Source organism: Bacillus sp. CR71, assembly GCF_003429245.1.
GTDB lineage: Bacteria > Bacillota > Bacilli > Bacillales > Bacillaceae_G > Bacillus_A > Bacillus_A thuringiensis_S.
Genome location: NZ_CP031748.1, coordinates 3,573,599 through 3,587,661 on the forward strand (window position 1 = coordinate 3,573,599; position 14,063 = coordinate 3,587,661).

Below are 14,063 nucleotides of genomic sequence, written 5' to 3' on the forward strand. Positions count from 1 at the left end.
GCTATTGTAGCACATGAATTAAAAACTCCTCTTACTGTTATGAAAGGATACTTAGAAGGGATGATATATAATATCGGCCCTTATCAAAATCGTGACCAGTATTTAAAGAAAAATTATCAAATAATTGAAAGTCTGGAACAACTGGTTCGCGAAATTTTAAGCATGTCAAAATTAGAACAACATACCTTTAAACTTCAAGTGGAAGAAGTAAATCTTTCGAGATCAATAGATACAATTGCCAAAAAACTCGAATTTTTTGCTTCTCAAAAAGGCATTCAAATAATAAAAGAAGTCGATTCTGATATTTTTGTTTATACGGATTATGTTCTTTTAGAAAAAGCATGTAAAAACATCATTCATAATGCGATTATGTATTCACCGTATAACGAAAAAGTCTATATAAAGTTAACAAAGGATTCTAAACAAAACAACGTCCAAATGCGAGTTATCAATACAGGTGTCAAAATAAAAGAAGAAGATATACAACATATTTTCAAACCATTTTATCGAATCGAAAAGTCAAGAAATCGAAATACGGGAGGGAGTGGCTTAGGTTTATATATTGTAAAACAAATTTTCGAGTCCCTTTTTATCACATATTCTATAAATAATACCAAACAAGGCGTAGAATTTTTAGTTACCATTCCATTATCCAGCAAATAAACAACAAAAGAGTCTCAATCTCATTTCATCCTATAAAAATGAGATTGAGATTTTTCATATTATGTTGGGTATGGCAACCCAAACATAATATGGTGAAGAAAATTCAGATAAAAACATTATTCATTTGACACATAAAGATCCAAAATAATACACTTGCAAGTGTATTAACGAAAGAGAATTTATGAAACAAAAAAGTATTCATAGTGTTTGTAATATAAGTATGATCCCTGAATTGTATATTAATAAACCATTTGTAGACGGGATAGAAATATTTTTTGTTACACAAACTGGCCGACTGTACTTTTTTCACTACAAACTGATAACTTAACAGCTGGGTAGAAAGTGGTGAGTATACTGGACCAGATATGACTGATTTCAGATTTCACATTTTTTGTCAGTATTTCCTTTCATCATATCTAAAACAGATTTATATGCTTAGTGACAAGGTCAATCAAGCTATATAAGCAGATAATCCATTCTACTCATTCGCCATATTATGCATAATAATCTATAAAATACGTATCTATAAATTAAAGATCTAAAAAAGAAAAAATCTGAAAATCCTTCTGACGTAAGGAGTTTCAGATTTTTTTATTTTAGTAATACCCTTTGCAACAAGTTGCCATTAGGATAGTGTATCAGCAACTTGTAGCTATTACTATGAATGCTAGATTCCTCAAAATTATTCCATATTTTTTCATTATATTTATATTATTCTATGCTTTATTCTAAATTATAATTCCATATTTATGGACAAAAGTTTAAATTTATGGAATTTTGTACAAGCTATTTATACATCATTCTTAATTAGGAGGGATTCTTTATGTTTGGTCTAGGAAAAAAAAGAACTCCATTTGGTAAGTATTTAGATCACAGAGGAATCAAACAACAATGGCTTGTACAAAGGACTGGATTAAGTAAATCTCTGATAAGTGATTTAGCAAATAAAAAGGATCGTATTCCCACTTTAACATCTGCAACTAAAATCATTAGAATACTAAAAAAATTTGATAAGCATATTGATTATCAAGATTTTTGGAATATTGATATTTAAGACTTCTAGAATGTACTACACATCTAATTGTCTCTAATCCAATCGTGTAGATTACTAAAAACATAGATTTTTTCCTTTACAACTATTGATTATTTAACACTTATAATACAAAAATTACTTTTATTAAAAAGCATATAAACTTCTATTTAGCTCTGTTCATATCCCCGCTTAAAATAATTAATGATTACATCCCACTTCATTTTTGACAAATCAATTTTTTAATAACATTTTTTGTTAGAAAATCTAAATTTCGTTGTTTTTTATCCAGAATCCTTAATATACATTTGATATTATTCTAAAATTTATAGCGCACTATTCGAACATTTTGTGAAAATTATCAAAAAACATCACAAACTACTAGTATCAGGTATTAATTTCCTGTGTTTGTTCCAAACACCGTGTTAAACTGAAGGGGTTTAACAGATCTACTCTAATAACATTAATGAAATGGGGTATTTACTTGAACTTTCCACAATTAAAAATCGGGCATATGATGCCAAAGGTCCCAATTCTACAGGGAGGAATGGGCGTAGGCATTTCATTAAGTAAACTTGCATCTGCAGTTGCAAATGCTGGAGGAATTGGGATTATATCAGGAACTGGTATTTCCATAGATGAAATGAGAATGCATATTAGGAAGGCGAAAGAAAAGATTCGGAATACTGGTTATATTGGAGTAAATGTCCTTTTTGCAATGAATGATTTTGCTGAAAAAATGAAAGCAGCCATTGAGGAAAAAGTTGATTTCATCATATCTGGTGCTGGCATTTCACGAGATATGTATAATTGGGGGAAAAATGCCGGCATACCAGTTATTTCAATAGTATCCTCAGCCAAACTCGCTAGATTATCTGAACGCTTGGGTGCGGCCGCTGTTGTAGTAGAGGGGCATGAAGCAGGAGGACATCTGGGTACCGATCGACCTTTATTCGATATATTACCGGAAGTAGTTGCAGCAGTCAAAATTCCCGTAATTGCTGCTGGAGGAATTATGACTGGGAAAGATATTGCTCGTGCCTTAACAATGGGTGCATCTGGTGTGCAAATGGGTACAAGATTCGTTGCAAGTAATGAGTGTGACGCACCACTATCCTTTAAGGAAAAATATATAAATGCTCGATTAGAAGATACCATATTAGTCAAAACAACTGTCGGGCTCCAAGGTCGTGCGGTTAAAAATAACTTTACTAAATTAATAGCTGATAATAATAAAAAGATAAAAATAAAAAAGTGTATAAATTGCTTAAAAAACTGTTCTTATCGTTTCTGCACGCTAGATTCTTTGATAACCTCTATGGATGGTGATTGTGAAAATGGTCTTGTTTTCGCAGGTGCACGAGTAAATGAAGTCAAAGAGATATTGCCCGTCCAAACAATTATTAACAATATTATGATGGAATATAGAGCATGTATTTAAGGTAGAATCCATGTAAGTTTTTTAAAAGATATTTAATGTTGTAAATTCTTATTTTCCTGACGATACATCAACTAATAATTATACTCCGGACATTATTGGTCATAAAAAAGAACACCTACAAATGCTGTAGGTGTTCTTTTTTATTTATAATTGGATAATTTCTCTTATTTCTTCTATAGGTAACTTCGTAAATTTGGCAATATCCTCTACAGACATTCCGTTTTTATACATACCACATACCAATTGTATACGTTCGGCTTTTTTGCCTTCTTCAATACCCTTTTCAATACCTTTTTTGATTCCTTGCTCCTCTGCGTGAGCAAACTTTGCAGCTTCATCCATTAGGGTTTTTTCCCTCGCTTCATAGGCTTGTCGGAATGTCGAATCTTGACTCATTCGCTCCCACTTATTCATTGCTTTTTGTAAAATCGGATCTTGATTCATCGCAATGTCCTCCAATGTTTGAGTTAAGTGTTCATCTTCATTTGCCGGAAGTAATAACAGCCAACGAACAAATGAATCTTCCCACGGATTAACTTTCTCTTCCCGCCATTGTTCCATTAGTTTAGGAAGCTCTATAACATGAATCTCTATATCATCACTAAACTGCTTTTGCTGTTGTACATTCCATAGCTTTCCCGTTGTATGAAATTCCTCATATTCGGGAAAAAGTACGAAGTTTAACAAATTAATAGTAATTGTTTTACTAAGAGAGCTGTAAGGCATCCCTTTTTGTAACTGTGAAGTATATAATTTACCCCAGTAATACAAACTTCGTTTAATCATGTCGTGATTATTATTCAGCTGAATTTCTACGTTTACTTTAGTACCTGTGTCTAATGTGGCTGAGACATCTAAAATTGATAATTTATCATCCTCGTGTTCTCGATGTAAATGTGGATCCTCTAATTGTAGTGACATAATAGGTGATTCTAATGAATTCTTTAGCATGGCATTTAAAAATGTGATAAGAATATCCTCACTACCACTTGTCCCAAATAATTGCTTAAAAGCAAAATCAATGCGTAAATTTACTAATGACTTGGTCATGACTTTCCTCTTCCTGTCTAAGAAACTCTCTTTTCTTTATTGTACATAAAAATTAGGTAATCATGCAAATAGGAACATTTACAAAAGATAGCGCTATCATTCTTTTCAAAAATATATATTCACTAGAAGATAGAGGTAAAATTAATAGTTAATTTGGTGAATTATAACATATATTATCTTTAAATAATACCCATTTGAAAAAACAATGGATTATTTGTGACATAATTGTTAAATTTAGGGATATAAAAAGGCTTTCTATATAAAAAATAGAAAGGTGATGGTGTACGGATAAAATATAAGGGGGATTTATATTATGTTTTCAAAAAAACAAAAATTAGTAACAGTGGTTACCACTCTGACGCTAGGATGTGGATTAGTTTTCGGATTAACTCCTACTTCCGCAGATTCTATAAGTATTCCTACTCCTATTAAGGAAGAACAAGTAAGAATACAGATACCTTTTACTGGATATGTTATTTCAGCAGATGATAATTATTTAGTTGTAGCTGACACTAATACAAAAGAGGAGGCACTTTCTTATCAAAATAATTGGTGGGAATTAGCTTCTCAGAATAAAATTTTACGTGTTCCTATTACTAGCAAGGATAACTATAGCGTAGGTGAAAAACTAAATATATTTTCCGTAGGATGGACTCACTCTATTCCACCAATCGCTGTTATGCCTGTTATCGAAAAAATAATTGAATAAATTATATATTTTTTACAAAAGAAGATAGCCATTACAAATGGCTATCTTCTTTTAAACTCATTTATTCTAAATTGGACTAAAGAATTCTTGTTTGTAACTATCTTTATAAATTTATGCTATAACAACACTTGTGCACTTTTTTATTTACTGAACCATGCCTTGTTCTTCCTTCTTCATAGCTCTAATGGATTGAGCTACTTTAACCATCATAGAACATTCTATTCTCTTTCGGAAGATTTTACAGCTGAACTCATGTGTTCCCTTAAGAGAACCCGTTGCATGTATTGTATTAGCTGGACAACCGCCACTACAGTAAAGCTGTGCCCAACATTCCTGACATTCCGGTTTTGAATAGCAATTACTTTCCTTAAACTGAGACTGTATCTCTGCTTTTATAATGCCATCCCATATATTCCCCATACTATATTCTTCTTCTCCCACAAACTGATGACAAGGAAATATCTCCCCCCACGGGGTAATAGCTAGATATTCAGTCCCTGAACCGCAACCAGAAATTCTCTTTTGAACGCACGGACCTTCTGAAAGGTCGAGCATGTAATGATAAAATGTAAAACCATTTCCTTTTTCCTCACGGTTTAGCATTTCTTTCGAGAGAATTTCATACTGATTGTAAATTTCCAGCAGGTCTTCTTCACAGAGCGCATATGGTTCTTGGGGATTACAGATAACAGGTTCCATTGAGATTTTGTTAAAACCTAAGTCAGCGATGTGATAAATATCATTGGTAAAATCAACATTATTATGGGTATAGGTTCCACGTACATAGTATTCTTTATCTCCACGCTTCCCAACAAACTCCTGGAATTTTGGAATGATATGATTATAGCTACCTTTCCCATTGACAGTTTTACGAAGATAATCATGAACTTTTTTTCTTCCATCAAGGCTTAATACAACATTGTGCATTTCTTGATTTAAGAATTCAGTAATTTCATCATTAAGCAGCATACCATTTGTAGTAAAGGTAAAACGAAAAGTTTTTTTGTACTCTTTTTCTTTATTTCTTGCATAGGCGACAATCTGTTTGACAGTTTTCCACGCCATGAGTGGCTCCCCACCAAAAAAATCAACATCGAGATTTCGATGATTACCTGAGTTTTCTAATAGAAAATCTATGGCTCTTTTTCCAACTTCAAAACTCATTATGGCTCTATTTCCATTGTATTTTCCTTGGCTAGCAAAGCAGTATTCACACGACAGATTACATGTATGCGCGACATTAAGGCAAAGAGCTTTTACATAAGTGGGACGATTTATCAAATCAATTGAAAGGTCCCTATAATCATCTTCGGTAAAAAGCTTCCCATCTCTTTTTAGTTCTTCAATATCCGCAATTGTTTCTCGAATTTCCTTCTTGGAAACGTGGAAATCATATTTATACTTTTCCTGCATTATTGACAGGATTTCTTCCATAGGAGTATTCTGATATAGCATAATTATTTCATAAGCAAGATCGTCAACGACATGTACGGATCCGCTATAAGTATCTAACACGATATTGTATCCATTTAATTTATATTGATGAATCATACTGGATAACCAAACTCCTTTTTCATAAAGATTGCCACCTAAATAAAATATAATTGAATACTATACTTCTTGTTTCCTATTTATTGTATTTTCACACTTTTGATTTGCAACTCCACATGAGGTTTTACAAGCAGACTGACAAGATGTCTGACATGCACCACACCCACCATGTTTTATAGTATCTTGCAGTTTACAAGTGCTCAGTGTTATAATTCTTTTCATTGTTTATAACCTCCTTTTGAAATAATTTTGAAGAACTAAGGTATATGTTTGTGATTTTTTTCACAATCATATACCTTAGTTCTTCAATTTCCCACAAATTATTACTAATATCCTTATATATTAACGAATTACTTTATTTTACGTTCCTTTCTTTTAACCTTAATTTAAAATATCACGAGAAGGTTGAATATTATCTATTTAACAGTTACATATCGCAAAGCTACATATAGAATAATATTTATTGTAATTATATATACATTCACAAATACGGTACGTGAAATTGCAACATTTATCTTATAATAAATATGGGCGTTTATAACTTTGTGCTACAACTATAAAAAGTCAATCCCATTGGAATTGACCTTTTATAAACTGTGGCAACAGAAGGATGTCATAAAACTAAGATTTGATATTGTAGCATTTCATTTGTGAAAAGTATAACATGATTAACTAAGAATAGATGTGTCAATCCTTGGAACATTAGCTATAACTTGATTTTTTGAGTATATATAATAGTTAGTGGGCTATAGAATTCATCCTATATCACTATTAATAATTAGCGTTTTTTAATAATAAAAAAGGATGTCTAAAAAAATTCTATTTTTTTAGACATCCTTTTTATCTATTTTATTAATAATCCTGTAGGAGTAACTTGATATGTTTTTTTCTTGCCTACAAATTCCTGTTTACTATTCTCAAGATTAGTAAGTGTGGCACGGGTCTTTTCCTTCTGTGCTTCTCCCTCTATATGAGTAAACTCGATATAATCCCCTACCTTAACTGGAACGGTTTGGCTTTCAGCATTTTGTTGTCTATTTCCTACAATTTCTTTATTGTACAATATATTGCCCGATGAGTTTTGAACTTTAATGCTTGCATACGTACTAGTAAAATAGGAATGGGGGATACCCGCTTCTAATTTAATCTGCATTTTTTCTGATGCTTTGTTATACTCTACTTTTGCGATTTCTCGATCATTATATCCCTTTAAAGACCAGTTAAATTGATTTCCATCTAAAACTGTTGTTTCTGGCATTTTTTCTACTTTCTTCAGGCCTTCTTTTGTAACTTGATATCTTGCTGTCTTTCCAATGGTTTCATTTTTGTTATTTTCAAGGTTAATTAAAGTCGCTCTCGTCTTTTCCTTTGTTGCTTCCCCTTCTATATGAGTAAGTTCAATGTAATCACCTATTTTAACGGGCACAGTTTGGCTTTCAGCATTTTGTTGTTTATTTCCCACGATTTCCTTATTGTACAGAACGTTGCCAGAAGCATTCTGGACCTTAATACTCGCATACGTACTAGTAAAGTAGGAATGGGGTACACCTGCTTCTAGTTTTACCTTCATCTCTTCTACTGTTTTATCATAATTTACTTTTGCAATTTCTCTATCACTATATCCTTTTAATGACCATGCAAATTGATTTCCATCTAAAATTGTTGCTTCTGGCATTTTTTCTACTTTCTTTAGACCTTCTTTTGTAACTTCATATATGGCTTTTTTTCCAAAGCTCTCTTGTTTACTATTATCTACATTTGTGAGAGTAGCTCTATGCACACCTTCTAGATGTGTTAACTCTATATAGTCTCCTACCTTGACCGAAACTTTTTGTGATTCAGCATTTTGTTGTTTGTTTCCATAAATCTCTTTGTTATAGACCACTTTACCTGATGTGTTTTGCACTTTAATACTTGCATATGTACTATCAAAGTAGTTATGTGGTACACCTGCTTTTAAATCAATTTGCATTTCTTCTGTTGATTTATTTAAATTTACTTTTGCGAATTCAAAATCTCCAATCCCTTTCAGCGACCATGCAAACTGGTTTCCTTCTAAAATATTATTTACATTAGGCATATCTGGTTTAATTGGATTAGAATCCGTCCCCTTCCAAATCTCTGCTGTTAAAACTGGATATCCTAATGCAGCTACTTTTTGAATGGTATCGTTATTTGGACGTAATCCCCACTTCTCAAAGAAAGGAATCAAATTTTGTTTGGCTACTTTTGATGCTGAAATCATAAATAATTGTTTTTTATTTTCATCAGTTTGTGGAAGTTCACTTGAAGGCATATCTCTATACAATTGATGCAATTTAGGATAGAAATCCTCTCCATACGCTAACTGTAGTTGCCAAAGCATAACAAGCTTTACAAAAACATCGCTAATTTCATCATAATTTTTATTCACTTGTTCTAGATATTGAAATGCTTTTGGATAAATTCCACTTTTCTCTAAGTTGGATGGTTGATTAAATGCTTTTTCTACAGAAAGGCTGTATATATTATTTTGTACTTCTGTCATATTATAAAACTTCCAGGGCGATTGTTGTCTCAAATGTCCTGCCTCATGCCAAGGGCCCCAGCCATCTGTTATAAATTTATTAATATCTAACACGTATTGGATTGCATCTCCTACATATGCTGTTCGATAAGAAGTTGCATACATATAATAATCAGGAGAATGATTTTCTTCTACGTAATGAACATAATGTTTATCTACTTGTTCTTCAGATAATCCAGCTACTTTGTCTTGAATTCGAGTAGCTTCATCCATCTTTTTTAAGAGTTGTACAGGATCTGTATTAGAACCCAACAAATATTTCTTAACACGTGCAGGGCTGGCCGTAATTAATACACGTTCGCCTTTTAACTCCACTGCATGTGCATTTGGATATTGGTCCAGCATGTTAATTAAATCTTGTTTCGTATGCTTTCCTAGTTCAAAGAAAGGCGTAGTCGTTCCGCCTGTTGTAATTGTTGTTCGAATGGTACCACCTTGCTGTTTATTATAAAAATAAATCATCCCCCCATTTGGAGATTGGATTGTGTTTACACCAGGTTTTAATGTAAATGATTTTATCTTAGAATCTTCTCTCCAAGAAGCATCATACGAATACGTTCCAATATATACCTGAATATCTTGATTACCTTCTACATTAATCGTTATTTGTTCATTTGGCTTTGCATATAAACCAGTTGGTTCATATGGACTAAATGCCATACTTTTTCTTTCCTGTTGTTTCAGTACCTCAACATCTCCTTTTCCTGGGACTGTAAATGTTCTATTTTCTGATTTAACTGACTTTTCATTTTGCAGTGATGTCGGTAAACTTTTTTGCTGCTGAGTTTCCTCTGCAAAGACATCTGATGAAGAAGCCATCCCAGAAGCAATTATAGTTAATGTTGCAGTAGCTACTAGTATTCTTTTGTTTTTATACTTTGATTTATTCCCCATAGTATCTCCCTCTCATTTCCTTGATCAATTTAATAGTTTTGGTTTCTTTAGCATGTACTTACGTGCAAAAACAGTTCATGAACTTGTATTTATTACTTTTTTACATAGTCCTCCCTTATTCTATTTATAATTATATTTTGATATTATTTTATGACACATATTAATACAACTTTATAAAATATCAATCAATAATGAGCTTTTATGTTTTGATTTGGTATTCTTAACTATCTTATAAATCAAATAAATTACATAAAGGTATTCATTTCGTATGAATAATACTTTAAATCAAATTATTTTCAGATTAATAATTCACAAAAAATTAATATTATGTAAAATCCTATCAAGGAAATAAATACAAGCTGATTCGTCATGTATACATTGAAATCACTAAGGTGATTACTACCATCAGTTTACTTCATTCCTTTTCTCTATTTCAGTTTAAGTTTGTAAGTTATCAGGAGATAAAAAACGTTATTTTTTCTAATTTTAATTTTAAATATGGAATGTCTCTAAAAAACGAATCTATTATCAAGATTCCCCTCCACCGCCTTGGAAGTGGAAACATTTGGATGCATATATAGGTGAAAAGTATGTATGGATTTATAAAATTGAATAATCATTTCTCCTGTGCCATCCTCTTCAGAGAAATAAAAAACTCCTGCTTAATCAGGAGTTTTTTTGTCTTGCTGCTTTATAAAATACATTTTTAAAGCTTCTAGAAACGCTTCTTCAATTTTTATTGCACCGTATATTTCATTGCCTAATTTAAGTGGAGAGGCTTTCATAGTCATAGTTCATCACCTCATGACTACTATATGATAATTGACTATAAGGACAATCCTATTTTATTAACTCTTTTCTTTTTCACACTTAGAATAAAGCCTATTGTACGCTTTGCATTTCTTTAGTTGTTACACTATTTCCATCATATAACTTTTGAAATAGCACAGTAAAATTATCAATGGTTTGTGTAGTGAATTTTATATCTGGATTTTTTTTCAATTTCTCTTTAAACATCTTTGCAAATAAAGCCTTACTTTTTCCTTTTAATAAACGAGAATTGTTTAATTCTTTTTCTTGTTCAGATATTTTCAAATCAGGCATAATGTATTTTAAAAAGTCCTCCCTTGAAAATAAATCTTCAATAGCAAATCCAGAATTGTCACTTACGAAGACCATTTGTTCCTCAGATAGAAACAACTTCTGCTCGAGTTCTTTTTTTTCGTTATTTCCCGCGTTATCATTATCTAATAAAACTTTAAAATTCACTCCCCATCCTATTAATAAAGAAGCTAGTTTGTCAATTTGAGAAGCTCCTATACTTGGAATAAACCTCAAGATGTCCGATTTCCCATTATAATTAATATGTTTTTTCATACTCTCTAGATAGTAGTAATCCGAAATGCCTTCAACTATAACATTATGTTCCCCAAAAGCCCCAAAGCTTTTGGATAAGTCTAAACCAATTGCTGTCATTATCGGGGTATATACCTCTTGATCAGCAACTGAAGATGCATGTATCTGATTTTCAGTGATAGTATTATTTTGGATGTTCCTTGTAACTAAACGTACTCTTTCTAAGTTATTTGGATTGATTAAATATGGGCTATGAGTAGTAAAAATAATTTGATCTGATTGCGCTAATATCTCTAGCGCGTTTAAAATATCATTTTGTGCCTTTGGATGTAGATATGGACCAGGTTCATCAAGCAAAATAATATCCCCTGTTCTTTGAACTGTATTAATTGCAAAAAAGAAGGATAAAAACCATTGAAAACCTTTACTTCTTTGACTAGGGAGAAAATCAATGTCATTTGCATCATCATATATATATACATCTACAGTATTATGAACACCTAAATCTAATTCTATCTTTATTCGACTTTGCGAATATACATTCTGAAATAAGGACGTAGTGTCCTTCGAAAGCTTATCTAGACCCCTTTTTATCTCTCTATTTGACATCTCCGAAACACTTCCACCTTCAGTTCCTCCTAAAGCGTCTTGTATATATTTCGTCCAAACATCTCCATCTTCATTAAAAAGCGACACTGAATCCGGTAAAGGTCTTTCAAATGATTCAAGCAACTTAAACTTCGGTATTACTACATTTTTTTCAAAATGTTGATACCGATCATATATATATATACTTAGATTCAAGAATTGTTTCAATATCTCAGGAGAAAATGTTAAATCTGCACTCTTCACATTTTTTTTATATATCTTGTCATCTACATCCATAAATCCTAATATATCACTTAAATTATTTCTATAATCCATTAACCAATAAATAGGTGTCTCTTGTTCTAAAAAAGTCTTTAAAAAACTATGTCCCAGCTTATATAAAGATTCTGCTCTTTTTCTTACACTCGATCTAATATCGGCATTTTCAATAGCCACTAATAGACTCTCATTAATCCTTTCCAACAAATTAATAAATCGCTCATTAAAAAAGTATCTTTGAATTGAACCATATGTATATATTTTACTTTCATCTAAGGGTTTACTAATTATAAAATTGTAGTATTTTTCTTGATGAAATGGAGTATACCCTTTATCTTCTACTACAGTGTTTTCTATATCTCTTAGATTCAATCTAAAAGAAACTTCTACCATAGGATCAATTTCGTCATTACTTTTACCCTCAGGATAATCTTCAATAGAAAATCCACCTATTGAAAACACTTCTAGAGCTCTTAATATATTACTTTTACCACTTTCATTTTTACCAGCTAAAACAGTAAGTAAAGAATCTATGTACAGCTTATCAGTATCCTCAATCGAACGAAAATCTTGAATTCGAACCCATTCTACCTTCATTCTTTTACCACCTTTTCAAAATATTCATAATGTAAATTTTACCACAAACAGCATTTCAAACCTACGCTAACTTACCCTATAACAATTCATTCTTTGCAAACAATACACATCACATTTGAGATGTGTATTGTTTGCGCAAAACGAAACAAGCTCTATCTTAAATTCAAGAGATCTATGATTAAATAACCCCAATAGACCCAACACACTATAAAGGTGATCAAAAATAAAATATAGTTGTACAAAAAAATAAGAAGTACGATAAAATGTTATTATGATACTAAATTAGAATAATCAGTATACATATTATAGGAGGACACTATGGAAGTAATGAAAATTCATAAAGAACAGATTAAATTATTAACTGAATTTATCATTGAAAAATCTTTAATATTTCATCCTACTATTTCCCCAGAAGGTTGTCCGGATTTCTCTAACCATTATGGTAAAGAATATATTCTTATTATTGATCGGAATATCATGACAAAAATTGTAGAGGTTTGTAATACCGGCACTCTAAAAGATCAACATATTCTGAAGGTTATTAGCAGTCTATTGTTCTGGGCACATTTCAATCATATATCAATTACTGGAGGTTTGGCATTAAATGAATATGCCAACAATAAAAACAATAATACAGAAGCCAGTTTAGAAAATGATATTTTTTTAACGATGTTTAATCAATACCCTATAAAAACATGGCTTGATCTATTTGAAGGAAAAGTAACTACTATACCCCAAATAAATATATCAACCTATAAGGAATACACATTCGATGTAAAAAATAATCACCAAGAGATGCATCTTGCAGAAACCTTGCATATTTGGTACTTACTTATGAATCAGGAACTTTCTACCACAGAAAAGATGATAGCCCTATTACAATGGATTGATAAAAACATTCTATTTTGCCAATACTCAGTGGTATATGCAGCATTATTATTTTCAAAACAGATAAAGCAACCAAGACTTCATGAGCTCAGCGATATAGATAATATCCTCAAAAAGAGCTCAAATCAGGCTTGGGATTTAACTTATTTATCTTTTTGGAGTACCTTATATTGGGATGAAAATGAAGGAAATACCATACATCTATTTGCTACAATGGATACTGACTTAAAGAAAATTTTCATTAATACTCATAATGTAAAAAATAACTTGTTTATAAGATGCTTTGGCGAAAAAGAAGGATTACGTATTAATGAACAATATAATAAAATTTTGGATCATCGACAAAAACCAAAAATCACTGAAGAATCGATTAATAAGCTAATTGTATCTGAGTTAAATAAATTACAAACAATATTGTCAACGTATATGGTATCAAATTAATTAATAGCTA

Annotated in this window: 11 protein-coding genes; 5 read left to right on the forward strand and 6 right to left on the reverse strand. The window is 31.5% G+C overall.

All coding sequences use genetic code 11. From position 1 onward, the window contains the following. From DOS87_RS17965 to DOS87_RS17975, 3 genes are all read left to right on the forward strand, one after another. Positions 1-663: sensor histidine kinase (locus tag DOS87_RS17965; RefSeq protein WP_222616348.1), on the forward strand; the 663-nt coding region annotated here is incomplete at its 5' end. Between the two features lie 823 nt (positions 664-1,486). Next, entirely contained in the window at positions 1,487-1,717 is a 231-nt protein-coding gene (locus DOS87_RS17970) for a helix-turn-helix domain-containing protein (protein WP_098630253.1), read from the forward strand. Positions 1,718-2,159: 442 nt separating this feature from the next. Next, positions 2,160-3,134 (forward strand): NAD(P)H-dependent flavin oxidoreductase, encoded by a 975-nt coding sequence (locus DOS87_RS17975; protein WP_208730090.1) that lies wholly within the window; start codon positions 2,160-2,162, stop codon positions 3,132-3,134. A gap of 144 nt (positions 3,135-3,278) precedes the next feature. Here the strand turns inward: DOS87_RS17975 and DOS87_RS17980 are convergent, their stop codons facing one another. Next, positions 3,279-4,184, reverse strand: a complete 906-nt coding sequence (locus DOS87_RS17980) for an Rpn family recombination-promoting nuclease/putative transposase (RefSeq protein WP_000167466.1) — start codon at positions 4,182-4,184, stop codon at positions 3,279-3,281. Between the two features lie 313 nt (positions 4,185-4,497). Here DOS87_RS17980 and DOS87_RS17985 point away from each other — a divergent pair, with 313 nt between their 5' ends. Continuing rightward, positions 4,498-4,893: a DUF3221 domain-containing protein gene (locus DOS87_RS17985; RefSeq protein ID WP_098236243.1), complete on the forward strand. Its 396-nt coding sequence runs from the start codon at positions 4,498-4,500 to the stop codon at positions 4,891-4,893. A 144-nt stretch (positions 4,894-5,037) separates the two neighbouring features. Here DOS87_RS17985 and scfB read toward each other — a convergent pair whose 3' ends face one another. From scfB to DOS87_RS18005, 5 genes are all read right to left on the reverse strand, one after another. Then, positions 5,038-6,444: a thioether cross-link-forming SCIFF peptide maturase gene (gene scfB, locus DOS87_RS17990; protein ID WP_098236244.1), complete on the reverse strand. Its 1,407-nt coding sequence runs from the start codon at positions 6,442-6,444 to the stop codon at positions 5,038-5,040. Between the two features lie 60 nt (positions 6,445-6,504). Beyond that, complete coding sequence (gene scfA, locus DOS87_RS17995; protein WP_000821353.1) at positions 6,505-6,666, reverse strand: six-cysteine ranthipeptide SCIFF; 162 nt, start codon at positions 6,664-6,666, stop codon at positions 6,505-6,507. Between the two features lie 622 nt (positions 6,667-7,288). Then, positions 7,289-9,904, reverse strand: coding sequence for a putative mucin/carbohydrate-binding domain-containing protein (locus DOS87_RS18000; RefSeq protein WP_208730091.1), 2,616 nt, complete (start codon positions 9,902-9,904; stop codon positions 7,289-7,291). A 662-nt stretch (positions 9,905-10,566) separates the two neighbouring features. Then, the gene (locus DOS87_RS30300) at positions 10,567-10,695 is read right to left on the reverse strand and encodes a hypothetical protein (RefSeq protein WP_261795529.1); all 129 of its coding nucleotides are present in this window, start codon (positions 10,693-10,695) and stop codon (positions 10,567-10,569) included. Between the two features lie 91 nt (positions 10,696-10,786). After that, complete coding sequence (locus DOS87_RS18005) at positions 10,787-12,724, reverse strand: AAA family ATPase (protein WP_208730092.1); 1,938 nt, start codon at positions 12,722-12,724, stop codon at positions 10,787-10,789. A gap of 318 nt (positions 12,725-13,042) precedes the next feature. Between DOS87_RS18005 and DOS87_RS18010 the strand changes: the two genes are divergently transcribed. Next, on the forward strand, positions 13,043-14,053 hold the full coding sequence (locus tag DOS87_RS18010) for a hypothetical protein (protein WP_208730093.1): 1,011 nt from the start codon (positions 13,043-13,045) through the stop codon (positions 14,051-14,053). Positions 14,054-14,063: the final 10 nt, after the last annotated feature.